The following is a 23,981-nucleotide window of genomic DNA, read 5'->3' as shown; positions in this document are numbered from 1 at the left end:
CGATGCGGCACTGGGGACGCCGCATCACCAGAAACGCCCCCAGCACGGCTTTGACCGGACCACCGGAAACGCCGCGATCAAAACTCACCGGACCTCCGGAACCAAGGGGAAGAACATGATTGCGCGTTTTCTGTTGCTCGCCAGCGTGGCGAGCGCGTCATTTGTCACGCCTGCCGCCTTTGCGGCCGAAGCCGCCCAACCCGCTGCCGCCGATGACCAGCAGGCCAGCAGCCCGCGCGGCGACGTGATTGTCGTCACCGCCCGCCGCCGTCAGGAAACCGCGCAGGAAGTGCCCCTGGCCATTTCCGTGGTGAAGGGCGACAGCATCGAGGCGACCGGCAATTTCAACATCGTGAAGCTGCAGCAGCTCGCGCCGACGCTGCAGGTCTACACCACCAATCCACGCAACACCTCGGTCAACATCCGTGGCCTTGGCGTGCCGTTCGGCCTCACCAGCGACGGCTTTGAACAGGGCGTCGGCATCTATGTCGACGATGTCTATAACAGCCGCGTCGCTGCCGCGACCTTCGACTTCCTCGACGTCAACCAGGTGGAAGTGCTGCGCGGTCCGCAGGGCACGCTCTATGGCAAGAACACCACGGCGGGCGCGATCAACATCACGACCAACCAGCCGACCTTCGACTTCGAGGGGCGCGCCGAACTGACGGTCGGCAATTTGAACTACAAGCAGGCGAAGGCCGCCATTTCCGGCCCGCTGACGGACACGATCGCCGCCCGCATCGCCGTCGCCGCCACCAGCCGCCGCGGCACGCTCTACAATGTGACCAGCCAGCGCTGGATCAACGAGCAGGATAATCTGGGCATTCGCGGCCAGTTGCTGTTCCAGCCGACCGAGGATTTCAGCCTCACCTTGTCGGGCGACTATAGCAAGCAGGATCCCGAATGCTGCGGCACCACCTTCGTGCGCGTCGGCAAGACCCAGCGTCCGCTCAATCGCCAATATGATGCGCTGGCCGCTGCCCAGGGCTATGTCGTGCCCAGCCGCAACCCCTATGACCGACTGACCGACCTCGATTCCAACCTCAATGCCGGCAACAAGATTGGCGGCGTGTCGGCCAAGATCAAATGGGATGTCGGCCCCGGCACGCTAACCTCGGTCACCGCCTGGCGCTTCTGGGACTGGAAGCCGGAAAATGACCGCGACTTCACCGGCCTGTCGATCGTCTCCAAGTCGCAGAACCCCTCGCAGCAGGACCAGTATAGCCAGGAATTCCGCTATAATTACGAAAGCAAGGACATCGACTTCGTCGTCGGCCTGTTCGGCTTCAAGCAGCGGATCGACACCCAGGGCACTGAACAGCAGGGCGAAGATGCGGCCCAGTGGAGCCTTGCCCCCTCGACCGACCCGACCAACCCCGCCAATATTCCGGCCACTCTGGCGGGCCTGACCGCCAGCAACACGCAATGGCTCAAGGCCGACAGCGCCGCCCTGTTCGGGCAGCTCAGCTGGAAGGTCACGGATGCCCTGACCATCCAGCCCGGCGTGCGCCTGAACTATGACAAGAAGTCCGGTTTCTACCAGCGTGTCGTCACCAATGCGCAGGGCCAGGCCATCAGCTGCACCACGGTTGCGGAGCCCGGCACCATCAAGGGGACGACGCAACAGTGCGGCGTCTATCAGCCGCAGGTCAGTTCCCCGTCCGACAGCGCCTGGAACTTCACCTATGACTTCAACGTCAATTACAAGATCGCGCCGGACGTGCTGGCCTATGCGACCTATGCGAAGAGCTTCAAGACGCTGGGCATCAACCAGAATGGCCTGCCGCTCAACGCCGACAACACCGTCAATTATGACGCCAGCACGGTGAAGCCGGAATCGGTCAATCATTATGAAATCGGCCTCAAGACCCAGTTCCTGGATCGCCGGGCGACCTTCAACCTCACCGCCTTCCGCACCGACATCAAGAATTTCCAGGCAACCGTGAATGGCGGCCAGTTCGGCACGGTGCGCGGCTATCTCGCCAATGCCGGCAAGGTCCGTTCGCAGGGGATCGAAGCGGATTTCAAGATCGTCGCCAGCGACCGCTTCACCGCCTATGCCAATGGCGCCTTCACCGACGCCAAATACAAGAAGTTCGTCGACGCGCCCTGCCCGCCCGAATTGTCCGGCGGCACCTACCAGCCGTCGGGCGCCACGCCGGATTATTCGCAGCCCGGCGTCCCCGGCGCACTCAGTCCGCGCCAGTGCGACATCTCGGGGCAGAACCTGCCCGGCGTGTCGAAATGGGCCTTCTCCTACGGCGCGGAATATAACATCCCGGTCACGCTGCTGGCGAAGGACGGGCAGCTCTATCTGGGCGTCGACGGCAATTACCGTTCGCACTGGAACAGCAATGCCTCACCATCCATCTACACCGAAGTGAAGGGCTATGCCCTGACCAACGTCCGCGCCGGCTTCCGCGGCGAAGGCTTCGATGTGTTCGGCTGGGTGCGCAACGCCTTCGACGTCAACTATATCGAAAATCTTCAGGTCGCACCGGGCAATACCGGCCTGATCGCCGGCCAGGTCGGCGATCCGCAGACCTGGGGCGGCACGATCAAATTCTCCTTCTGATCCGACCGGACACGGACAGGACGGCCGGCCGGCGCGCGCATCATGCCGCGCCGGCCGGTCCGGCATTTGCACGCCGCCCCGCGCTGGGCTAGACCGCGGCCCATGTCCACGACCTTCACGCTCGACACCGCGACCAGCCGCGCCAATCCCACGCCCGCGCCGATGAAGCGGCTGACCGTGCCCCAGATCCAGCGCCGCAAGTTCGAGGGCAAGACCGACGAGCCGCTGGTGATGCTGACCGCCTATACCGCGCGCCAGGCGCAACTGCTCGATCCGCATTGCGACATGCTGCTGGTCGGCGATTCGCTGGCGCAGGTCATCTATGGCCTGCCCTCCACCCTGCCGGTCACGCTCGACATGATGATCGCCCATGGCGCCGCCGTGGTGCGCGGCAGCTATCACAGCGTCGTCCTCGTCGACATGCCCTTCGGCTCCTATGAGGCATCGCCGCAGCAGGCCTTTGCCAGCGCCAGCCGCGTCATGGCCGAAACCGGCTGCGCCGGCGTCAAGCTGGAAGGCGGCGAGGCGATGGCGGAGACGATCCGCTTCCTCACCCAGCGCGGCATCCCGGTGATGGCCCATATCGGCCTGACGCCGCAGGCGGTGAATGCGCTGGGCGGTTATGGCGCGCGCGGCAAGAGCCAGGAGGAACATGCCAAGATCCTGGGCGACGCCAAGGCCGTGGCCGCTGCCGGCGCCTTCGGCATGGTGGTCGAAGGGGTGATGGAGGAACTGGCCGACATCATCACGACCAGCGTCGACATACCCGTGATCGGCATCGGCGCATCGGCCCGGTGCGATGGCCAGGTGCTGGTGGCGGAGGACATGCTGGGCATGTTCGAACGCACCGCCCGCTTCGTGAAACGCTACGCCAACCTTGCCGAAACGATCAGCCAGGCGGCGGAAAGCTATGCCGCGGAGGTGCGCAATCGCAGCTTTCCGGGCGATGATCAGGTGTATCGGCCGAAAAAGTGATTTGCGAGTCTCTGCCACGCCGCTAATGATCCCGCCTTCCGGCTGCCCCTACTGACCATTTTTCGGAGATTCCCGTGGCCCTGACGCCGCAAAACAGCGAAGCCTTCATGCGCGAGGTCGATGACGCCGTCCGCCAGGACCAGCTCCTGACCTTTTGGCAGCGTTATGGCCGCGCCCTGGCCGTCCTGCTGATCGTCGGCCTCGCCGCCTTTGGCGGCTGGCTCTACTGGCAGCATTACAGCAAGACCCAGTCGGAAGCCGTGTCCGAACAGATGGACAAGATGCTGGCGACTGCGGTCGGCGGCGGCACGCCCGATGCCAAGGATGTCGATGCCCTGGCCAAGGCCAGCCAGCCCGGCTATCGCGCCTCCGCCCTGCTGGTGAAGGCCGGCCTCGCCGCGCGCAAGGGCGACAACAAGGCCGCGATCGAAGCCTATAAGGCAATGGCAGCGGACAGCTCGCTCGACCAGCCCTATCGCGACCTGGCCCTCATCCGTCAGACCACGATCGAATTCGACGCGCTCAAGCCGCAGCAGGTGGTCGATCGCCTCAAGCCCCTCGCCGTCGAGGGTGCGCCCTGGTTCGGCAGCGCCGGCGAACTGGTTGCCATCGCCTATATGAAGATGCGCAAGCCCGAACTGGCCGGCCCGATGTTCGCGGCCATGGCCAAGGACGAGAATGTGCCCCAGTCGATCCGTTCACGTGCGCGACAGATGGCGGGGCTATTGGGAATTGATGCGGTCGAAACGCCCGCCGAACCGGTACAGGGATAAGCAAGCGCATGGCTAAGCACAGCATCACGAAAATCGGCCCGATGGGCCGTACCCTGACCACCGTCGCCCTGGTTGCGATGCTCGCGGGCTGCGGCGTGGTCGGCGGCAAGAAGGGCGGCCCCAAGACCCCGGTGGTCGGCAATCGCACCTCGATCCTGTCGAACGAACAGGGGATCGAAGTCGATCCGACCCTGGCCGACGTGCCCGTCGCCCTGCCCGAATCCTACGCCAATGACCAATGGTCGCAGCCGGGCGGCGATCCGTCCAAGGCGATGGGTCATCTGGCGCTGGGCGCAGCGCCGCAGCAGGCCTGGACCGCATCGATCGAAGGCAGCACGCCGCAAGCGCGCCTGGCCTCCGCCCCCGTCGTGTCCGGCGGCAAGCTGTTCGTGATCGACGCCGGCGCCCATGTCATCGCGATGGATGCCAACACCGGCCAGAAGCTGTGGCAGACCAGCCTTCCGGCCGAAGGCAATGGCCGCGCCCTGTTCGGCGGTGGCGTCAGCGTCCTGGGCGACAAGCTGTTCGCCAGCACCGGCGTGGGCGACGTCGTGTCGATGAATGTCGCCGATGGCTCGATCGGGTGGAAGGTTCATCCCGGCGGTCCGCTGCGCGGCGCCCCGACGCTGGAAAATGGCCATGTCTATGTGATGGGCCAGGATAACCAGATCTTCGCCCTCAACCAGAGCGACGGCGCCACCCAGTGGACCGACAGCGGCACGCTGCAGGTGACCGGCATTTTCGGCGTGGCCGCCCCGGCCGCCGCGCAGGGCACGGTGATCGCGGGCTACAGCTCGGGCGAGATCAACGCCTATCGCTATGAAAATGGCCGCACCCTGTGGGGCGATGCGCTGTCACGCACCAGCATCTCCACCGCCGTCGCCTCGCTGACCGACATCGACGCCGATCCGGTGATCGACCGCGGCCGCGTCTTCGCGATCGGCCAGGGCGGCCGCATGGCCTCCTATGAACTCACCAGCGGCCAGCGCCTGTGGGAAATCAACATCGCCGGCATCTCCACCCCCTGGATCGCGGGTGAGTGGGTGTTTGCCGTCACCAGCGATGCCAAGCTGCTCTGCGTCGCCCGCGCGACCGGCAAGATCCGCTGGATCAGCCAGCTGCGCCGCTGGCAGAAGGAAAAGAAGAAGGACAAGGCGATCCGCTGGACCGGCCCGGTCCTTGCCGGTGGCCGCCTGATTCTGGTATCGACCCATGGTGATCTGAACTATGTCGATCCGGCGACCGGCACCATCCAGCAGGCAGTGGACATGAACAAGTCCATGTCGCTCTCGCCGGTGGTCGCCAACAACATGCTCTACATCCTTGCCGATGACGGCAAGCTGACGGCGCTGCGTTAAGGGCAGCGATAGAAAGGAAACGGGCCCACATCATGCTGCCCACAGTTGCCATTGTCGGGCGGCCCAATGTGGGCAAGTCCACCCTTTTCAACCGCCTGGTCGGCAAGAAGCTGGCGCTGGTCGATGACCAGCCCGGCGTCACCCGCGACCGGCGCGAGGGCGAGGCTCATCTTCTGGGCCTCGACTTCACCATCATCGACACTGCCGGCTATGAGGATGAGGATCCCCACAGCCTGCCCGGCCGCATGCGCATGCAGACCCAGGCCGCGGTCGAGAATTGCGACGTCGCCCTGTTCATGGTCGATGCCCGCGCCGGCATCACCCCGCTGGACGAGGAAATCGCCCGCTGGCTGCGCGAGGGCGACGCCCCGGTGATCCTGGTCGCCAACAAGGCCGAGGGCAAGGCGACCGAAGCCGGCGTCATGGAAGCCTTCATACTGGGTCTGGGCGAACCTATCCCCTTCTCCGCCGAACATGGCCAGGGTCTGGCCGACCTGTTCCAGGCGCTGCTCCCCTATCTCGAACGCGAGGATGGCGAGGAGCATGAGAAGGAATTTTACGAGGACGAGGAGAGCGCGCCGCTCAAGCTCGCCATCGTTGGCCGTCCCAATGCCGGCAAGTCGACTCTCATCAACCGGCTGCTTGGCGAAAACCGCCTGCTGACCGGACCGGAAGCCGGCATCACCCGCGACAGCATCGCCGTCGACTGGATGTGGACCAGCTATGAGGGCGAGGAACGCCCCGTCCGCCTGATCGACACCGCCGGCATGCGCAAGCGCGCCAAGGTGCAGGACAAGCTGGAAAAGCTAGCCGTGTCCGATGGCCTGAACGCCGTGAACTTCGCCGAAGTCGTGGTGCTGCTGCTCGACGCCACCCGCGGCCTGGAGGCGCAGGATCTGCGCATTGCTGACAAGGTGCTGGAAGAAGGCCGCGCCCTCATCGTCGCCCTCAACAAATGGGATACGGTGGAACATGGCTCGGCCCTCTATCAGGGCATCAAGCAGGCACTGTTCGACGGCCTGGCGCAGGTCCGTGGCGTGCCGATCATGACCGTGTCGGCCGCCACCGGAAAGGGCCTTGATGACCTGATCAAGGTCGCGTTCGAAACCCGCACCGCCTGGTCGCAGCGCATTTCGACCGGCGTGCTCAACCGCTGGTTCGAAGCCGCGCTGGAGGCCAACCCGCCGCCAGCGCCGGGTGGCAAGCGGATCAAGCTGCGCTACATCACCCAGAACAAGACGCGCCCGCCGACGTTCGTCCTGTTCGGCACGCGGCTCGACGAACTGCCCGAAAGCTATCGTCGCTATCTGGTGAACGGCATCCGCAAGGAACTGGGCTTCGGCGCCGTGCCGGTACGCCTGACGCTGCGCAGCGCCAAGAACCCCTATGCCAAATGAGGCGGGCGGCCCCGATGCCGCCCCCTTTCATGTCGACGCCAGGGGCATGAAATGTCCCTGGCCCGTCCTGCGCGCCGCCCGAGCGATGCGTGACGCAGATCATGTGACGATCGATGCCGATGACGCTATCGCCCCGCGCGAACTGGCAGCGCTGGCGCAGCAGCATGGATGGCAATTTTCCGCCCTTTCCCCGCAGCGTTTCGCGCTCAGCAAGGTGCCGGCTTAACCGGCTGTTTACGCCCGCCGGCTAATCTCGCGAGCGTCAGGAAAGGAGTGCGCAGGTGCCCGAACACGCTACCGAACTGGTGGACTGGAACGATTTTGCCCGGACCCGCACGGAGCTGGGTACGGCCTTCATGCGCATTCTGGGCTATTTCCGCGAGGATGGTGAAAAGGCGATCGGCACCATCGAGCAGGCCTTTCGGGACCGCAATGCCGTCTCCCTCGTCCGTCCGGCCCATACGCTGAAGGGCGAATCGGCCCAGTTCGGCGCCCATCGGCTCAGTGCCATGGCCGAAGAGATCGAAATGGTCGCGCGCCGCTGCGTCGAATTTCGCGAGAGCCCGGACGAACTGATCGAGACCGTGGTGGCGCTGCGCCCCTGCTTTACCGAGACCATGGCCCTGCTCGATCGCGACGCCAATCCGCTGGTCGCGCGCCGTCCCACCTTCGGCCGCCGCGTCGAACCACAGGGCTTTGGCCGCGCCGGCTGATATTCGGTATTGAAATAAAACTGACCATGGCCCCATATGGCGGCCATGACCCGCTTCTCCGTCCTTGATCTCGTCCCTGTCCGCGAAGGCAGCGACGTGTCCGCCGCCCTTGCCGACGCTGCCGATCTGGCCGCCCATGTCGAAGCATTGGGCTATCACCGCCTCTGGGTGGCCGAACATCATGGCATGCCCGGCATCGCATCGGCCGCCACGGCCGTCGTGCTCGCCCATATCGGCCAGGCGACATCGTCCATCCGCATCGGCGCTGGCGGCATCATGCTGCCCAACCACGCGCCGCTGCTGATTGCCGAACAGTTCGGCACGCTCGACGCGCTGTTCCCCGGCCGCATCGACCTGGGCCTGGGCCGCGCGCCCGGTTCCGACCAGAAAGTGTCGCAAGCCATCCGCCGCAGCCTCAGCGGCGGAGCAGACCAGTTCCCTCGCGACGTGCTCGAACTCCAGGCCTATTTCGCCGGCGACGATCGGCTGGGCATTCAGGCCACGCCGGGCGAAGGCGCCAATGTGCCGCTCTGGATTCTCGGCTCCAGCCTCTACGGCGCGCAACTGGCGGCCGCGCTCGGGCTGCCCTACGCCTTTGCCTCCCATTTCGCCCCGGCCGCGCTGGACGAGGCGCTGGCCATCTATCGCCGCGACTTCCGCCCTTCGGCCCAGCTTGACCGCCCCTATGCCATGGCCGGCTATAATATCTTCGCCGCCGACAGTGCGGCGGAGGCCGAACTGGTCGCCAGTTCGATGCAGCAGGCCTTCGTGCGGCTGCGCACTGGCCAGCCCGGCAAGCTGCAACCGCCATTGGCGGGCTATTATGAAAGCCTGCCGATGCAGGCACGCGCCATGCTGTCCGATGTCCTGAGCGCCTCCAGCATCGGCACCCAGGCAGATGTCGAGCGCGACCTGGCCGCCTTCATCGACCGCACCGGCGTGAATGAGGTGATCATCGCCGCCCAGATCTTCGATCCGGCGGCGCGCAAGCGCAGCTATGAAATCGCCATGGCAGCGGCGCAGGCGATCGCCGCCCGCGAACTGGCCTGATGCCTCAGGTGGCGGCCAGCCGGCCGCCACTCATCAGCCCGGCCATCGTCGGCGACAGGCGCTGCATCAGGTTGCCGATCAGGATCACCACCGCCAGCACCAGGAAGGGCTGGGCGATCAGATAGAGCGGATAGAGCGGCGATCCGAGCGGACCGAACAATTGCCCCAGTAGCGGCCCGCCCAGCCAAATCAGGATCAGATGGGCGCAGAAGAGGAAGAAGGCATAGGGCTCGACCCGCATCAGCAAGCCCCGCGCCGGGCTTTCTGCCAGCGCCCAGGCCAACCGCCAGAAGCAGAGCGATGCCGCCATGCGCACCGCCATGTCGAGGCTCGCCAGGGCCAGCGGCGCGAGCCCCGCCCCGCCCTTGAGCGAAACATAGAGCTGCGCGCCCATCAGCAGGCCAAAGGGCAATGAAGCTGCCAGCACCGGCACCGCCGCGGCCCGGTCCGCCCAGCCCTCGCGCCGGGCCAATATGCCGATGGTGAAGAAGAAGAGGATCGACGGGCGCATCAGCACCGGCGGCCCCAGCCCCGCAATCTGGCATGATAGCGCCGCCAGCGCGACCGCCATCAGCATCCAGTTGGGCAACCGCACCAGCAAGGGCGCGGCCACCATGCACAGGAACAGGTCGCGCAGGAACGGCATCTGGACATTGATGTCCGGATTGCGGTTGATGATGAACAATTCCTCGGCGATCCAGCCGCCCGACTGCGGCACCGGCGCCGACAGACCCAGCAGCCAGGCCGCGCCCGACACCAGCAGGATCGCCACCGCATTCCACAACAGCATCGGCAGCAGGATCGTCCGCGCCTTGCGCCCGACATGATCGAACCAGTTGCGCGTGCGCACCGAGCCGCCGACCAGCCAGCCGGAGATCAGGCCCAGCAGCGGCACCGCGCTGCGGCCGAAAATCTCCATCAGCACCCAGCGCAGCCCTTCCTGCGGGGAGCCACGCAGCAATTCCAGATCCTGGCCATTCCGTCCGGTCCAGGCATGGACATAGACGACACCCAGAATGCAGATCACACGCGCAATCGCGATCGCGTCGGAACGGCGCGTCGCATTGGCCAAGACGATATCGGGCAAGCAAAAATCCTGATTGTGGCAGGTTTCCAATGCCCGAAACCGGCTCCTGTTCCCCCTCCCTCGCGACGGAGCGAGCCGGAAGCGGGATCATGGGACGCATCGGCGCGGATTTCCGCGCTCCATGGGCCGCTCCGCAAAGGGCATTTCGGCCCGTGGGTAATCCAATATTTACCTCCCCCCGATAGCAATCTGGTCGATTGCCGGACGCGTGCCGGCTGCGGGGGACAATAGAGGCTCATGACCCAGATGCCGGGCGCACATCAATTTTCGCACGACACGGGCGCTGCCGCATCGTCTGCCGGCCTGCACCAGGCGCTGGGCATGGTGTTCCAGATCGCCGGGTCGAGTTCGAAGATCCTAGTCGATCCCAACAGCCTCGCGGCGCTGGCCCATGATCCCGACACCTGCCTCGCCATGGCCGGCCAGGTCGGCAGCCAGGTGAAGATGCGGGTCGGCGATCGCTGGCTGATCGCCAATATCCGGTCGCTGATGCTCGACCGGCGCGATGGTGGCGCGATCATCGCCGATATCGATTTTCTGGGCGAAGGCGATGAGGAAAAGCTGACCGGCCGCATCTACGGCTTCCGGCGCGGCGTCACCCGCTATCCCACGCCCGGCACCGACATCTATCCGGTGTCCAGCTATGACATGCAGCAAATCTATGCCGCCGACGACCGGCCGCATGTCCAGATCGGCACGGTCTATCCGACGATGGACACGCGCGCGGCGCTCTATGTCGATTCGATGCTGGGCAAGCATTTTGCGCTGCTCGGCTCCACCGGTACCGGCAAGTCGACCAGCGCAGCGCTGATCCTGCACCGCATCTGCGACCTGTCGCCCCAGGGCCATATCGTCATGATCGACCCGCATGGCGAATATGGCGCGGCCTTCCAGCAGAATGGCGCGGTGTTCGACGTGAACAATCTCGCCCTGCCCTATTGGCTGATGAATTTCGAGGAACATTGCGAGGTGTTCGTCACCTCCGAAGGCGCCGAACGCACCCAGGATTGCGACATCCTCGCGAAATGCCTGCTCGCCGCGCGGATGAAGAACCGTCTGGCCGAAAGCATCGGCCGCCTGACTGTGGATTCGCCCGTCCCCTATCTGCTGTCCGATCTCACCGCGATCCTGCAGAACGAGATGGGCAAGCTCGACAAGGGCACCGGGTCGCTCCCCTATTTGCGCCTCAAGTCCAAGGTCGACGAGATCAAGGGCGACCCGCGCTATTCCTTCATGTTCTCCGGCATGCTGGTGGCCGATTCGATGCAGGCCTTCCTCGCGAAGGTCTTCCGCCTGCCTTCTGGCGGCAAGCCGATCTCGATCATCGACGTGTCCTCCATGCCCTCGGACATCACCTCGGTGGTGGTCTCGGTGCTGTCCCGGCTGGTGTTCGACTATGCGCTATGGGCACGCGACGAACCGCAACGGCCGATCCTGCTCGTATGCGAGGAAGCCCATCGCTACATTCCCGCCAGCACCGCCGGCGGCGGTCAGGCGGTGCGCCGCATCCTGGAGCGGATCGCCAAGGAAGGCCGTAAATATGGCGTCTCGCTGGGCCTCATCACCCAGCGTCCGTCGGACCTTGCCGAAGGCGTGCTGTCGCAGTGCGGCACCATCATCTCGATGCGCCTCAACAATGATCGCGACCAGGCCTTCGTGAAGGCGGCGATGCCCGAAGGCGCGCGCGGTTTCCTCGATTCGATCCCTGCCCTGCGCAACCGCGAGGCCATCATCTGCGGCGAAGGTGTCGCCGTGCCGATCCGCGTCGCGCTCGACAATCTGGAAGAAGCGCGGCGCCCGGCTTCCGGCGATCCCAGCTTCACCCAGCTCTGGCGCCAGGCCGGCGGCGAGGACGATATCCTCACCCGCACCATCACCCGCTGGCGCAACCAGGGCCGCTGATCGGCGTATCGGCCTCAGCCGGTCGGCGCGATCCGGCCGGCCGGTTCGGTCTCGCTATGCACCGCCTCGCGGCATTCCTCTTCGTGCATCGGCACCATCAGCTTGGCCTTGCGCCAGCCGCCCTGCCAATACACCAGCGCCGCGAGCGTCAGGGACACCGCCGACCCCACCGGGAAGCTCAGCCACAGCGCATCCGCGCCAATCCGGGGATAGGCGAGATAATAGAAGCCCAGCCGCACCGCGAAGAGGGTGAAGACCAGGATCAGCAGCGGCGCCACCACCACGCCATTGGCGCGCATCACCCCGAACAGGATCATCGTGCAGCCAAACAACATGAAGCTCCAACTTGCGAGCAACTGCATGTTCCAGGCCGCATCGATCACCGCCTGGTTATGGCTCAGGAACAGCGCCAACAGCGCTTCATGGAAGATCAGGATGACGACCACCATCGCGCCGGTGATGGCCAGCAGATAGGATATGCCATAGCCGGTGATCCGGCTGATCCGGTCCCACCGACCCGCGCCGATATTCTGCGCCGCCATGGCGCTGACCGCCGCGCCCATCGCCATTGCCGGCATCTGCAGATAGGTCCAGATCTGCTGCGCCGCGCCATAGGCGGCGGTCACCAGAAACCCCTCGCGATTGACCAGGCCAATCATCACCAGGCCGGACGTCGACATGACGATCATCTGCAGGCCCATCGGCAGGCCCTTGGTCGACAGCACCCGCATCTCGTCCATCGCGGGCCTGAGATAGCCAAGCTCCGCGCCGCGAAGCCGCAACGGCAGATCCTTGGCATAGGTATAGATGACGAGCGCGATCAGGCTGACGAAGCCGGCCGCCGCCGTTGCCGCTGCCGAACCGCCAATGCCCATCGCCGGGATCGGCCCCAGCCCCAGGATCAGCACCGGATTGAGCACCAGGTCGATCGCCACCGACAGGATCATGAAGATCAGCGGCGTGCGCGCGTCGCCGGTGCCGCGCAGCCCCATCATCATCATGACGCTCAGCAGCGACGCCGGCATCGCGACGAAGATGACGCGCAAATAGGTCAGCGCCATGTCGAACGCTTCGGGCGGGGTCGCCAGCAGATGGAGCAGCGCCGGCCCACCGAACCAGCCCGCCACCGCCACGCCCATGGCCAGCAGGAAGCAGAAGCCGACCGCCGAGCCGAAGGCGCGCCGCGCCGCGTCCATGTCGCGCGCGCCGACCGCCTGCGCGATCATCACCGTCGACGCCATACCGAAGCCGAACACGACGGAGAACATCAGGAACATGATGATATTGGCGTTCGCCGTCGCGGCGAGCGCCTGCGGCCCCAGGAAGCGTCCGACCCAGATCGCGTTGATCGATCCGTTCAGCGACTGGAGGATATTGGACGCCAGCGTCGGGATGGCGAATGTCAGCAAGGTGGAGGCGATCGGCCCCTGTGTCAGGTCCCGCGCCCCTTGTGCCCCTGCTGCCATTCGCCCTTACCCCTTATCCCCGATTGCGGCGCAGGCTAGGCGGCTCAGCCCAGCCGGTCCAGTGCCGCCTTAAGCCTTTCCGCCTCGGCGGTCTTTTCGGCATGGTCCTCGCGCGCCTTGGCCACGGCCTCGGGCTTGGCCTTCTCGACAAAGGCCGGGTTGGACAGGCGACCGCCCAGCGAATCCCGTTCCTTGGCCGCCGCTGCCAGCGCCTTTTCGAGGCGGGTCTTTTCCGCCGCAATGTCGATCACGCCTTCCAGCGGCAGGATGAAGGTCGCCTCGTCGACGACGATCTGTGCCGCGCCGCCGGCGACATCCTCGCCAAAGGCCAGACTCTCGATCCGGCCCAGACGCGCCAGCGCCGCGCCTTGGCGATCCAGGCGGCCACGGGTTGCGTCCGCCGCATCGCGCACGACCATGCGCAGCTTGGCGCCCGGCGGCACGTTGAGTTCGGTCCGCGCGGTGCGGATCGCGCTCACCAGACGGATCAGCCAGTCGATCTCGCCCTGCGCATCGGTGTCGACCTCATAAAGGGCGACCGGCCATTCCGCGACGATCAGTTCCTGCGCGCGCTGCCCGGTCAGCTGCCACAATTCTTCGGTGATGAAGGGCATGAAGGGGTGCAGCATCACCAGGATCTGGTCGAACGCCCAGCCGGCAACGGCCTTTGTCTCGTCGTCCATCGAACCCTTGGTGAGTTCGATATACCAGTCGCAATACTGGTCCCAGACGAAGTGATAGATGGCGTTGGCGCCCGCGTCGAAGCGCAGTTCAGCCATGGCGGTGTCGATCGCCTGCACTGTCGCCACCGTTTCGGCGATGATCCAGCGATTGACCGGCAGCGTCGCATGCGGCGCTTCGCGGCTGGTCGAGGCGGTGACGCCATTGGCCTGCAGGAAGCGCGCCGCGTTCCACAGCTTGGTCGCGAAGTTGCGATAACCCTCGACCCGCTTCTCATCCATCTTCACGTCGCGGCCCTGGCTTTCCATCGCCGCCATGAAGAAGCGCAGCGCGTCCGCGCCGAACTTGTCGATCAGGCCCAGCGGATCGACCACATTGCCCTTGGACTTGGACATTTTCTGCCCGTCGGCCGCGCGGACCAGGCCATGGAGATAGAGCTTCTTCCACGGCACATCGCCCATGAACTCCATGCCCTGCATCGCCATGCGCGCATCCCAGAAGAACAGGATGTCGAAGCCGGAGATCAGCAGGTCATTGGGATAATGGCGGCTGAGCGTCTCGCTCTGTTCCGGCCAGCCCAGCGTGCCGAACGGCCACAAGGCGGACGAGAACCAGGTGTCGAGCACGTCAGTCTCTCGGTAGAGATCAAACTCCCATGTTTCATCGTCAATCTGGCGAGATCGGCGGCCGTCAAAGCTCCACGATGGGTCATCTTGGTCGACTATTCGGATACGGATATCGAGATTGGTTATTGCAGCATATTTAAGCTTTGCCGCTTCAATAGCCTCTTCTTCCGTTTCGTAAATAAAATCAAACCATGCGTCGTCGTTTGCAGAACCACTCGCGACTTGGGTAACAGAAAACCCATCTTCGGTTTCAATACACTTCGGGCCATACCACGCTGGAATTCGATGGCCCCACCACAGCTGGCGCGACACGCACCAGGGCTGGATATTCTCCATCCAGTTGAAGAAGGTCTTTTCCCAGCTCTTGGGGACGATTTCGATCCGGCCGTCGCGCACCGCCTGCATCGGCGCCACCGCCAGCTTGCCGGCGTCGACATACCATTGGTCGGTCAGCCAGGGTTCGATCACCACGCCAGAACGGTCGCCATAGGGGGTCTGGATCGTGCGCGGCTCGAAATCGGCGGCGACGTCCTCGCCTTCCTTGTTCTTGGTGACATGCGGCACCAGCAGGCCCAGCGCCTTCATCTCGGCGACGACGATCTCGCGCGCGCCGTCCACGCCGTCCTTCTTGAAGCGGTGCAGCCCTAGGAAGCGATCGGGAATCAGCCCATCGGCGGTCTGCACGACATTGGCGTCAGCATCGAACATGTTGAGCATGTCCGCGGCCTTCATGCCGGCGCGCTTGCCGACCTCGAAATCGTTGAAGTCATGGCCCGGCGTGATCTTGACCGCGCCTGAACCCAGCTCCGGATCGGCATGTTCGTCGGCGACCACCTTGAAGCGGCGACCGGTGATCGGCTGGAGAATCTCCTTGTCGATGACCGCCTGATAGCGGGCATCGTCGGGATGCACGGCGATCGCCATGTCGGCCAGCATGGTTTCCGGGCGGGTGGTGGCGACGACGATATGGTCGCTGCCATCGGCCAGGGTCACGCCGTCCGCCAGCGGATAGCGGAAGCGCCAGAAGCCGCCCTGCGTTTCCTTGGTCTCGACCTCCAGATCGGAAATGGCCGATCGGAAATGCGGGTCCCAGTTGACCAGACGCTTGTCGCGATAGAGCAGGCCACGCTGGTGCAGTTCCACGAACACCTTGATGACGGCTTTGGAAAAGCCCTCGTCCATGGTGAAGCGTTCATTGGCCCAGTCCATCGAACAGCCCAGACGGCGCAGCTGGCTGGTGATCGCGCCGCCGCTTTCCGCCTTCCATTCCCACACCTTGGCGACGAAATCGTCGCGGCTGAAATCGGTGCGCTTCTGCCCGGTCGCGTTCAGCTGCCGCTCGACCACCATCTGGGTCGCGATGCCCGCATGGTCGGTGCCGACCACCCACAAAGCATCCTTGCCGCGCAGCCGCTCATAGCGCACGACGATGTCCTGCAGCGTATTGTCGAGCGCATGGCCGACATGCAGGCTGCCGGTCACGTTCGGCGGCGGATTGACGATGGTGAAGGGTTCTGCGCCCGGACGGTCCGGACGGAACAGGCCATTGGCCTCCCAATGCTGGTACCAGCGGGTCTCGATGGCGGCGGGGTCAAAGGTTTTGGGCAGTTCGGTCATGATCGCGCTTTAACGCCTGCCGCACGACACGCAAGGCATGGCGCGCGTCAGATCAGGCTATCCATGACTTCGGACGGCAGGCCAGCGCGGATCGTGATGCCGCCATCCCCCTTTCGGGCGACCAGTTGCGGTTCGCTCAGGCTGTTGTCGAACACCCAGGCCCGATCTGCCTGGTCGAAGAACCAGCGCAGTTGCGCAAAGGATCTTATGCGCCGCGCCGCCACCTTGTCGGCCGGCACATCATGCCCGCCCTTCGCCACGCGATAGGCGATCCGCTCCAGTTGGCGCTCCACCGAATCCAGATAGACATAGATCAGCCGTATCTCGAAGCCGCGCGCCCGCGCCTTCTCCACCAACCGCCGATATTTGGGACTGGATAGCACGGTCTCCACGCCGATGGTCTGATGCACGTCGATCGACGCATCAAGCCAGGCCTCGATCCTCTGCACAGCCGCCAGATTGGCGGCGTCCTGCCCCAATCCTTCGCTTTCCCGCAACCGGGCGGTCAGGAGATCGGGATTGATGATCCAGACCGAACCATCAAATTCGGCCACGTCGCTGCGGCCATAGGCCGAGCTTTTGCCGCAGCCATTGGGCCCCGCGACGATCCAAAGGCGCGGCCGCGCATGCCCCTTGCCGATCAAATCTTGTCCCTGATCGCCTTATTCTCTTCCCGCGCCTTGCGAACGCTGGCGCGGAAGGAGGCGAGGAATTCGGCCTCGAACTGCGGGCTGTCGGCATCGACCACCCGCAGCTTCACGACCTTGCCGTCCTTGTGGACGGTCCGGTATCTGGGCTTGCCCGGCTTGCCGAGGTCGATGGGACCATCGACGATATCGACCTTCATCTTTGCCATGGGGTCAATATAGCAGGCCGGGCCAGACCCTTAAAGGCTCATTTCCCCTTGGCCGCGCCGGTCCACTGGTCCAGCCAGCCCAGCGCCTCGTCATACCATTGCAGCGAATTCTTGGGCTTCAGCACCCAGTGATTCTCGTCAGGGAAGACGACCAGGCGCGACGGGATCTCGCGCCGCTGCAACGCGGTGAAGGCGGCCAGCCCCTGGGTATAGGGAATGCGGAAATCCTTCTCGCCGGTCACGACCAGCATCGGCGTCTTCCACTGGGCGACATGATTGACCGGGTTCCATTTCTCGAACTCCTCCGGCTTCTCATAATAGGGGCCGCCATGCTCCCATTCGTCGAACCACAGTTCCTCGGTCTCATAAGCCATGGCGCGGGCGTCGAACACGCCGTCATGCTGGACGATGCACTTGAAGCCGTCGGCCCACTGTCCCTCGATCCAGTTCATCATATAGCCGCCATAGCTGGCGCCAAGCGCACAGGCATTGCCCGCATCGACATTGACGTCCTTCGCCGCAGCCGCCGCCAGGCCCAGCTTCAGATCCTCCAGCGGCTTGCCACCCCAATCCTGGTTGATCGCATCGGTGAAGGCCTGGCCATAGCCGGTTGAGCCATGGAAATCGACGATCACCGCAGCATAGCCATGGGCGGCGAACGCCTTGGGGTTCCAGCGATAGGACCAGCTGTCGTTGAAGCTGCCCTGCGGCCCGCCATGGACCAGGAAGGCGACCGGCAGCTTGCCCTTGGCAGCCATGGGCTTGACGATCTGTCCCCACACCGTGTCGCCATTGGCGCCCTTGAAACTGAAGCGCTGGACCGAGACATCGTCCACCCCGGCCAGCTTCTGCGCGTTGACATTCGTCAGGCGCACCGGCTTTCCTTTCGCCGGCATCTTCCAGAAATCGGCCGGCGACTGGATGCTGTCGAGCGCATAGACGAAACCGCCATCGGGCAGCGGCACGACGCTACCGGCATGGCCCTTTTCGGTGAGGCGCGTCACCTTGCCCGATGCGGCGTCCACCCGGAACACCGGATTGTCGAGCACGTCATTGGCGGTGACCAGCAGCCCCTTGCCATGCGTTTCCCAGGCGATCGACCCGATCGAACGATCCCAGCCCTCGGTCAGCGCGCGCGTCTCGCCAGTAGCGATGTTGCGCAGCATCAGGACCAGCCGATCAGCCTCATAACCCGGCCACTTCATCGCGGCATAGGCCAGCCATTTGCCGTCGGGCGACACTAGCGGCATCGTGTCGGTCGCGTCATTGGCGTCGGTCAGGTTGACCGGCTTGGCGCTGCCGTCGGCCGGCACGCTGAAAATGTCGAGGTTGGTCGACAGCGGTTCGATCCGCCCGGCCTCGCGCAGGGTGAAGAACAGCGTCTTGCCATCCGCGCTCCAGGCCAGTTCCTCGGCCCCGCCAAAGGGCTTGGACGGGCTGTCGCCGACCAGGCCGCCCATCACCGACACCGCCTTGCCGCCCGCGACCGGCATGACGGAAATCTGCGAACGCTGGCCGTCGCTCCACGTATCCCAGTGGCGCACGAACAGCTGGTCATAGACCCGGCCGCTGCCCGCGCTTGGCGGGGTCGGCGCCTTCACATCGTCGATCGTGCGCGCACCGACCGGCCGGTCGGCCCACAGCGCCACCTTGTCACCCTGGGGGTTCAGCAGGAAACCGGAAATGCCGCCGGGCGCCTTGCTGATCTGCACCGGCTGACCGCCTGCGATCGGCGCGCGCCACAGCTGATCGTCGCCGCTGGCGTTGGATACATAATAAAGCGCGCTGCCGTCAGCCGAAAAGACCGGCGATGCCTCATTCTTGTCGGGCACCGACGCGATCAGCCGGGGCGCCTGCCCCGCCTTGTCGATTGCCAGCAGATAGAGGTCGGTGCGGCCGCGATTATTGGCGAGATCCGTGCTGCGCAGTTGATAGGCCATCCACTTGCCGTCCGGCGACACGGTCGGCGACGACACCCGGTCCAGCGACACCATGTCATTGGGCGTGAAAGGACGGGCAGCCGCCGGCGCCACCAGCACAGACGACAGCATCGGCGACAGGGCCAGTGCGCCAAGGCCGGCAAGCAGGATATGTTTCATGGAAAAATCACCCTCGGATCGAAAACACGGCGTGCCGGCGCATGCAATGCACGGCCGGGCGCGTCGATGAGATGATCCGTGGTCTAGGCGCGCCTTACGCCCCCGGCAAGAGGCCGGCGCGCGATCGCCGGCCTGTCGGCCTCAGCGGCCGGTGATGCGGGAGATTTCCTTGGCGACCATGTCCTCGACCAGCGCGGGCAGTCGCGCGTCGAGCCATTCCTTAAGCATCGGCCGCAGCATCGAGCGGACCAGAGCTTCAAGCGTATTGTCCTCGCCCTCGCGCGGGCTGACCAGCATGGTGGACAGGGCCGAAAGCGAATGACGCGCGGCCACTTCGCTTTCCACCGACAGGATCGAGTCGCCGTCCGATTCGGACGGGGCCACGGCCTTCACGGCGCGGGTCGACTTGGGCGCGGGCATCACTTCCTCCACCGGAATCTCGTCGGTCAGTTCCAGCACTTCCTCGACCTCGGCCGACATCACCGCATGGGACGCGGCGCTCAGGTCGATCGGGGTCTTCTGGCGGCGCTGCGGCGCGGCCTGAACGGCGTCCTCGCCCTCTTCGGCGATGATCCGCTTGATGGACGAGAGTATCTCTTCCATCGAGGGTTCCTTGGTCATGTCACCCATGGATAATTCCCGTCCAAATTTCATTCCGCACCTATTCCGCCAAGATTACCTGTTCAGGTTAACAAGCGGTTAAGGCTGCGCGGCATCGACTTTGGCGTTTTGAGCCGGCGTGTCAACGGTACGTGTCGAAACCGCCTGGGGCTTGCCGTCATAGTCCCAGTCGAACCACTTGCCCTCGACCCGGTCATAATTGACCATCGGGTCATAGAGGGTGCCGCTTTCCAGGCCCAGATCGTCGGCCTCGGCATGGCCCATGGCCGCCAGCAGGGTGAAGCCGGCGACATAGGCATTGCGGCGCGCGGTCACCAGTTCGACCTTGGCGTTGAGCGATTCCTGCTCGGCATTGAGGATGTCGAGGATGGTGCGGCTGCCGACCGAATTTTCCGCCCGCACACCTTCCAGCGACAGTTCGGCGGCATCGACCGCCTTCTGGCTCGACTGGATCGTGCGCAGCGACGCCTGCAACGCGGCATAGGCGGCGCGCGCCTGCGAGATCACGCCGCGCTCGACCTCGATCTGCCGCTCGATCGCCTGCGACTCGAGCGCCTGGTTCTGGCGCACCTGTGCGGCCGGGCGACCGCCCTGGTAGAAGGGAATGGTCAGGGTCGCACCGACGGCCGCCTGCTTGTTGGCCGCAATGTCCTTGTCCATATAGTCGGTATAGCTGCCCTGGCTGAAACCGCTCAGGGTCGGCAGCGTGGCGCCCTTGGCCGCCTTCACGTCATAACGCGCCGCCTCACGCGACTTCTGCGCAGCCAGGATATCGGGATTATCGGCCAGCGCGACGCGCACGGCGCTGTCGGGATCGGCCGGCAGGCCCGGCAGAGCGGGCGGCGATTCCAGATCGACCGGCGCCTCGCCGACCATCGCGATATAATTTTCGCGGCTGGTGATCAGGTTGGATTCGGCGCGCTGCAGGTCGGAGCGGGCCAGTTCCAGACGCGATTCGGACTGGGCGACGTCGGTGCGAGTGACATCGCCGACCTCGAACCGGTCGTTGGTCGCCTGGAGATTGACCTCCAGCACCTTCACATTCGCGGCATTGAGCGACACCAGCGCGATATCGCGGATCACATCCATATAGGCGGCGACCGTCTGCGAGAACACGCTCGCCTCGGTCCCGCGCAGATTCGCCTGGCCCGATTCGACGCGCGTTTCCGCCGCCTTCACGCTGTTGCGCACAGTGCCGCCGGAATAGATGGGCACATCGATGCTGCCGCTGGCGCTGGCGGACCGATGCGGCGCCAGGAAGCTGTTCGACGGGCGGATGACCAGTTCCTGGAACTGGAGTTGCGAATTGGCCGTGGGCCGCCCCGCTGCCTTCTGGATCGGGACATTCTCGTCCGTCGCCCGCTGACCGGCGCGTGCGGCGGTCAGGGTCGGGTTGGTGCGATAGGCCTTGGCCAGCGCGCCCTGCAGGGTTTCGGCATGCGCCACCCCTGCCATGGAGGAGGATAGCAACAGCAAGGCTGTAGCGGCTTGGCGCCGAAGGGTCATACGCTTTGCTGTCATCTATCCTGTCTCAAAAAACGAACTGCTCCGGCGCGGCGAAACCGGGAAGCACGACCATTTCCATGTCGGTAAGGCTGGCGAGACCCAGCACGCCCGCCACCGCGCGGCCGCTGCACAGGCGAGCGACACCGCGTTCGACGACGCCCGTCACCACCCGTCCCCCATCGACTAGCTGCTGGACGAGCGCAGCGGGGACTTCCTCCACCGCGCCGTCAATGAAAAGAACATCATAGGGCGCACCGGCCGATGCGCCGGCGGCCAGCGGGCCACGCACCACGGTCACGCCGGGCACCGCGATCTCCGCGCCACCCTCGACCTCGACTGCCGTCACCTGCGCACCCAGCTCGGCGAGCAGCGCCGCGCTGTAGCCGGTCGCGGCGCCGATCAGCAGCACCTTCTCGCCGGCCTGGACATCGGCTTCCTTGAGCAGACGGCCAGTGACCAGCGGCGGGTTCAGCGCACGGTCGCCGTCCAGCGGGATCGGGCGATCGACATAGGTCATGGCCCGGCGCTCGGCGGGGACATAGTCCTCGCGCGGCACCTTCGCCATCACAGCGATCACGCGCTGATCGTCCACGGCGCTGGTGCGCAGCTGGCTCTCGACCATGGCGGTCCGCATCGAAGAAAAGTTCTGCTCGGTCACGATAGTTCCTCGCTTGGCACAACTGTATTGGCAATGCAATACACTTAGGGGATTACCGGACCTCTAAATCAGCATTTCCCCCGCGCCAAGCGGCTTTCCACGATGGAGAGCGAGATTCTTGGGATTGTTCGCCTTCCCGCGCTTGACTTTGCGATCAAAGGCGGACATTTGCCGCCTCCACCGCACGGAAGGCCCGATGGCGGAGTGGTGACGCAGAGGACTGCAAATCCTTGCACGCCGGTTCGATTCCGGCTCGGGCCTCCATTTTCCAGACAGATGCAATTCCTGCCGATTCCAAGGCAGCAGCCCTGTTCAGGCTGTGTTGCGACGCATCGCCTGCCGCCAACGCCAATAGCCCAGTACCGCCAACCCGATCATCGCGGCATAGAGGCCGGCGGTCAGCCACAATCCCTTGAACATGAACATGCCGACATAGAAAATGTCGACCGCGATCCACAGCAGCCAGCTCGCCGCATGGCGCCGCGCCGTCCAATATTGGGCGACCAGGCTGAAACTGCTCAGCGCCGAGTCCATCCAGGGCAGCGCCGCATCGGTATAATGATGGGTGAACCAGCCGATCGCGCCGGCACAGATCGCGCCTAGCGCCAGTCCCTTGGCGGCCCGCATCGGCGGCAGCGGCACCACCCGCACCTCGCCCTCGTCGCGCTTGCCCCGCGCCCAGCCGATCCAGCCATAGATGATGGCGATGCCGAACAACGCCTGCAGCACCATGTCGGCATAGAGGCGCACGTCCAGGAACAGCTTGGCATACAGGGCGCAGGCCATCAGGTTGACTGGCCAGCACAGCAGATGCCGCCGCGCCGTCAGCCAGATGCCGAGGAAGCTGATGATGACGGCAATGATCTCCAGCATCGACATCAGCCCGCCACTCCCTCGCGAAGTTGCGCCAGAAAGCCCTGCCCCGCCCCCGACAGGAACCAGTCGGCATGGCCGACCAGATAAGCCTGCCAGGCCAGCATCGCGCCTTCGCGATCGGCCAATATGCCGAAGAAATAGTCGATCTCGGTCAGGGCGAATTCGATATGGACCAGCGGCAGCAGGCGCAGCAGCGTATCGATCTCGGCAGGCGCCAGCGGCAGGACACTGCGATAGCCCGCCAGCAAGGCCAGCGCCCCCTCCACATCCGCCGACTCGGCCAGCCGGCCCTGATCCAGCGTCAGCCAGGGAATCGCCGTCCGCTCGATCGCGGTGGCCAGATCATGCAGTGCGCTGCTGCGGGTCGACAGGCCGAAATCGAAGATGCTGCTGACCGCCCCTTCCGCCGACCAGAGCAGGTTGGAGGGGTGCCAGTCATTATGGGTCCAGAGCGCAGGCTGCTCCGCCAGCCGCGGCGCCAGCCCCTCCCCCAGCGCCGCGAACAGCCGCGCCAGTTCCGACCGCCAGGGCATATCCGCCAGGAAGGCCGCCACCGCCGGTCGCGCCGCGACATAGGCGTCCGCTGCGACCAGCGGATCGACGGCAGGCAATATGGTGAAGCTCGACACCAGCGGATGCGGCCCGCGTGCCGGCGCGGCGAAGCCGGCCGCCGCCCGATGCAGTTGCGCCAGCGCGACGCCGGCCGCAAAGGCATGATCGGGCGACAGGAAGGGCGTCCAGGACTGGCGATCGCGATAAAGATCGATACCCGGCGCCTGGCGATGCAGCTCATAGCTCCATTCGCCCAGGGCAATCGCGCCGGCGCCATCGGCGGCGCGCAGCACATCGGGCACCGCCAGCCCGGCACCGCGCAGATGCGCCATATAGCCATGCTCCTCGGCCAGCGCCGCCGGCATCCGCAAGCGCTGGTGATGCCGCTTCAGGAACAGCGGGCCACGATCCGTCTCGACCAGCGCCGCCGCCGAAAATGGGCGCGGCGAATGCCAGGCCAGCGCCGCCAGCCGGCCTGCGTCAGGGAAGTGGGCCAGCACCGCCGCGGCCTCATCCGCCGTGATCGCCGGCCAGGCCGGCGCCTCCAGCGCCAGCCCCATGCCATGGACCAGATGCGGAGCGGCGGCGCTCAT

The 23,981-nt window shown here is 65.1% G+C and carries 20 protein-coding genes and 1 tRNA gene; 10 read left to right on the top strand and 11 right to left on the bottom strand.

Annotated features, from left to right (window positions below):
- Nucleotides 1-115 precede the first annotated feature (115 nt).
- The 8 genes from DIZ22_RS00835 to DIZ22_RS00800 all read left to right on the top strand — a co-directional run bounded on the left by DIZ22_RS00835 (nucleotide 116) and on the right by DIZ22_RS00800 (nucleotide 8,841).
- Nucleotides 116-2,575, top strand: coding sequence for a TonB-dependent receptor (locus DIZ22_RS00835; protein WP_122927856.1), 2,460 nt, complete (start codon nucleotides 116-118; stop codon nucleotides 2,573-2,575).
- A gap of 102 nt (nucleotides 2,576-2,677) precedes the next feature.
- Complete coding sequence (panB, locus tag DIZ22_RS00830; RefSeq protein ID WP_004210735.1) at nucleotides 2,678-3,550, top strand: 3-methyl-2-oxobutanoate hydroxymethyltransferase; 873 nt, start codon at nucleotides 2,678-2,680, stop codon at nucleotides 3,548-3,550.
- A gap of 74 nt (nucleotides 3,551-3,624) precedes the next feature.
- Nucleotides 3,625-4,323, top strand: a complete 699-nt coding sequence (locus DIZ22_RS00825) for a tetratricopeptide repeat protein (protein WP_004210734.1) — start codon at nucleotides 3,625-3,627, stop codon at nucleotides 4,321-4,323.
- Between the two features lie 8 nt (nucleotides 4,324-4,331).
- Entirely contained in the window at nucleotides 4,332-5,681 is a 1,350-nt protein-coding gene (locus DIZ22_RS00820; protein ID WP_170978469.1) for a PQQ-binding-like beta-propeller repeat protein, read from the top strand.
- Nucleotides 5,682-5,713: 32 nt separating this feature from the next.
- Complete coding sequence (gene der, locus DIZ22_RS00815; protein ID WP_010338561.1) at nucleotides 5,714-7,078, top strand: ribosome biogenesis GTPase Der; 1,365 nt, start codon at nucleotides 5,714-5,716, stop codon at nucleotides 7,076-7,078.
- The gene (locus tag DIZ22_RS00810) at nucleotides 7,068-7,304 is read left to right on the top strand and encodes a sulfurtransferase TusA family protein (protein WP_026109037.1); all 237 of its coding nucleotides are present in this window, start codon (nucleotides 7,068-7,070) and stop codon (nucleotides 7,302-7,304) included. Before der ends, DIZ22_RS00810 begins: the two co-directional genes overlap by 11 nt.
- A 55-nt stretch (nucleotides 7,305-7,359) precedes the next feature.
- Nucleotides 7,360-7,791 (top strand): Hpt domain-containing protein, encoded by a 432-nt coding sequence (locus DIZ22_RS00805; protein WP_048938583.1) that lies wholly within the window; start codon nucleotides 7,360-7,362, stop codon nucleotides 7,789-7,791.
- A gap of 45 nt (nucleotides 7,792-7,836) precedes the next feature.
- On the top strand, nucleotides 7,837-8,841 hold the full coding sequence (locus tag DIZ22_RS00800; RefSeq protein ID WP_048938612.1) for an LLM class flavin-dependent oxidoreductase: 1,005 nt from the start codon (nucleotides 7,837-7,839) through the stop codon (nucleotides 8,839-8,841).
- Between the two features lie 4 nt (nucleotides 8,842-8,845).
- Here DIZ22_RS00800 and DIZ22_RS00795 read toward each other — a convergent pair whose 3' ends face one another.
- Nucleotides 8,846-9,928, bottom strand: coding sequence for an acyltransferase (locus DIZ22_RS00795; protein ID WP_048938611.1), 1,083 nt, complete (start codon nucleotides 9,926-9,928; stop codon nucleotides 8,846-8,848).
- Between the two features lie 237 nt (nucleotides 9,929-10,165).
- On the opposite strand from DIZ22_RS00795, the gene DIZ22_RS00790 reads away from it, so the two are divergent.
- Nucleotides 10,166-11,830 (top strand): ATP-binding protein, encoded by a 1,665-nt coding sequence (locus DIZ22_RS00790; protein WP_037491025.1) that lies wholly within the window; start codon nucleotides 10,166-10,168, stop codon nucleotides 11,828-11,830.
- Nucleotides 11,831-11,844: 14 nt separating this feature from the next.
- On the opposite strand, the gene DIZ22_RS00785 is transcribed toward DIZ22_RS00790, so the two are convergent.
- The 8 genes from DIZ22_RS00785 to DIZ22_RS00750 all read right to left on the bottom strand — a co-directional run bounded on the left by DIZ22_RS00785 (nucleotide 11,845) and on the right by DIZ22_RS00750 (nucleotide 21,960).
- A complete protein-coding gene (locus DIZ22_RS00785) occupies nucleotides 11,845-13,296 on the bottom strand; it encodes an MATE family efflux transporter (protein WP_048938582.1) in 1,452 nt (483 codons plus the stop codon).
- 44 nt (nucleotides 13,297-13,340) lie between these two features.
- Nucleotides 13,341-16,220, bottom strand: coding sequence for a valine--tRNA ligase (locus DIZ22_RS00780; RefSeq protein WP_048938581.1), 2,880 nt, complete (start codon nucleotides 16,218-16,220; stop codon nucleotides 13,341-13,343).
- A gap of 47 nt (nucleotides 16,221-16,267) precedes the next feature.
- Nucleotides 16,268-16,864 carry a zeta toxin family protein gene (locus tag DIZ22_RS00775; RefSeq protein WP_048938580.1) on the bottom strand — a complete coding sequence of 199 codons (597 nt, stop codon included), beginning with the start codon at nucleotides 16,862-16,864 and terminating at the stop codon, nucleotides 16,268-16,270.
- Nucleotides 16,861-17,076 (bottom strand): hypothetical protein, encoded by a 216-nt coding sequence (locus DIZ22_RS00770; protein ID WP_048938579.1) that lies wholly within the window; start codon nucleotides 17,074-17,076, stop codon nucleotides 16,861-16,863. The genes DIZ22_RS00775 and DIZ22_RS00770 overlap by 4 nt, the downstream gene beginning before the upstream one ends.
- 38 nt (nucleotides 17,077-17,114) lie before the next feature.
- The gene (locus tag DIZ22_RS00765; protein WP_048938578.1) at nucleotides 17,115-19,175 is read right to left on the bottom strand and encodes a S9 family peptidase; all 2,061 of its coding nucleotides are present in this window, start codon (nucleotides 19,173-19,175) and stop codon (nucleotides 17,115-17,117) included.
- Nucleotides 19,176-19,316: 141 nt separating this feature from the next.
- Nucleotides 19,317-19,805 carry a DUF2497 domain-containing protein gene (locus DIZ22_RS00760; protein ID WP_004210714.1) on the bottom strand — a complete coding sequence of 163 codons (489 nt, stop codon included), beginning with the start codon at nucleotides 19,803-19,805 and terminating at the stop codon, nucleotides 19,317-19,319.
- 69 nt (nucleotides 19,806-19,874) lie between these two features.
- A complete protein-coding gene (locus tag DIZ22_RS00755; protein ID WP_234415646.1) occupies nucleotides 19,875-21,302 on the bottom strand; it encodes a TolC family outer membrane protein in 1,428 nt (475 codons plus the stop codon).
- Nucleotides 21,303-21,327: 25 nt separating this feature from the next.
- Complete coding sequence (locus DIZ22_RS00750) at nucleotides 21,328-21,960, bottom strand: protein-L-isoaspartate O-methyltransferase (RefSeq protein ID WP_004210712.1); 633 nt, start codon at nucleotides 21,958-21,960, stop codon at nucleotides 21,328-21,330.
- Between the two features lie 190 nt (nucleotides 21,961-22,150).
- On the opposite strand from DIZ22_RS00750, the gene DIZ22_RS00745 reads away from it, so the two are divergent.
- Nucleotides 22,151-22,224: transfer RNA gene (locus DIZ22_RS00745), tRNA-Cys, on the top strand.
- Nucleotides 22,225-22,272: 48 nt separating this feature from the next.
- On the opposite strand, the gene pnuC is transcribed toward DIZ22_RS00745, so the two are convergent.
- A complete protein-coding gene (gene pnuC / locus DIZ22_RS00740; protein WP_048938576.1) occupies nucleotides 22,273-22,839 on the bottom strand; it encodes a nicotinamide riboside transporter PnuC in 567 nt (188 codons plus the stop codon).
- Nucleotides 22,839-23,981 carry a phosphotransferase gene (locus DIZ22_RS00735; RefSeq protein ID WP_048938575.1) on the bottom strand — a complete coding sequence of 381 codons (1,143 nt, stop codon included), beginning with the start codon at nucleotides 23,979-23,981 and terminating at the stop codon, nucleotides 22,839-22,841. Before DIZ22_RS00735 ends, pnuC begins: the two co-directional genes overlap by 1 nt.

Source organism: Sphingobium sp. LF-16 (assembly GCF_003711185.1).
Taxonomy (GTDB): Bacteria; Pseudomonadota; Alphaproteobacteria; order Sphingomonadales; family Sphingomonadaceae; genus Sphingobium; species Sphingobium yanoikuyae_A.
Note: the sequence above shows the minus strand (reverse complement) of the source record. Positions and strands in the feature narration are given on the sequence as shown.

What these genes read in the sequence shown, in the direction of transcription:
- DIZ22_RS00780 (WP_048938581.1), bottom strand. Translation starts at nt 16,220, where the DNA reads ATGACCGAACTGCCCAAAACCTTTGACCCCGCCGCCATCGAGACCCGC.
- panB (WP_004210735.1), top strand. Translation starts at nt 2,678, where the DNA reads ATGTCCACGACCTTCACGCTCGACACCGCGACCAGCCGCGCCAATCCC.
- DIZ22_RS00810 (WP_026109037.1), top strand. Translation starts at nt 7,068, where the DNA reads ATGCCAAATGAGGCGGGCGGCCCCGATGCCGCCCCCTTTCATGTCGAC.
- DIZ22_RS00800 (WP_048938612.1), top strand. Translation starts at nt 7,837, where the DNA reads ATGACCCGCTTCTCCGTCCTTGATCTCGTCCCTGTCCGCGAAGGCAGC.
- der (WP_010338561.1), top strand. Translation starts at nt 5,714, where the DNA reads ATGCTGCCCACAGTTGCCATTGTCGGGCGGCCCAATGTGGGCAAGTCC.
- DIZ22_RS00765 (WP_048938578.1), bottom strand. Translation starts at nt 19,175, where the DNA reads ATGAAACATATCCTGCTTGCCGGCCTTGGCGCACTGGCCCTGTCGCCG.
- DIZ22_RS00785 (WP_048938582.1), bottom strand. Translation starts at nt 13,296, where the DNA reads ATGGCAGCAGGGGCACAAGGGGCGCGGGACCTGACACAGGGGCCGATC.
- DIZ22_RS00735 (WP_048938575.1), bottom strand. Translation starts at nt 23,981, where the DNA reads ATGAGCGCCGCCGCTCCGCATCTGGTCCATGGCATGGGGCTGGCGCTG.
- DIZ22_RS00770 (WP_048938579.1), bottom strand. Translation starts at nt 17,076, where the DNA reads ATGGCAAAGATGAAGGTCGATATCGTCGATGGTCCCATCGACCTCGGC.
- DIZ22_RS00755 (WP_234415646.1), bottom strand. Translation starts at nt 21,302, where the DNA reads ATGACCCTTCGGCGCCAAGCCGCTACAGCCTTGCTGTTGCTATCCTCC.
- DIZ22_RS00760 (WP_004210714.1), bottom strand. Translation starts at nt 19,805, where the DNA reads ATGGGTGACATGACCAAGGAACCCTCGATGGAAGAGATACTCTCGTCC.
- DIZ22_RS00790 (WP_037491025.1), top strand. Translation starts at nt 10,166, where the DNA reads ATGACCCAGATGCCGGGCGCACATCAATTTTCGCACGACACGGGCGCT.
- DIZ22_RS00835 (WP_122927856.1), top strand. Translation starts at nt 116, where the DNA reads ATGATTGCGCGTTTTCTGTTGCTCGCCAGCGTGGCGAGCGCGTCATTT.
- DIZ22_RS00820 (WP_170978469.1), top strand. Translation starts at nt 4,332, where the DNA reads ATGGCTAAGCACAGCATCACGAAAATCGGCCCGATGGGCCGTACCCTG.
- pnuC (WP_048938576.1), bottom strand. Translation starts at nt 22,839, where the DNA reads ATGTCGATGCTGGAGATCATTGCCGTCATCATCAGCTTCCTCGGCATC.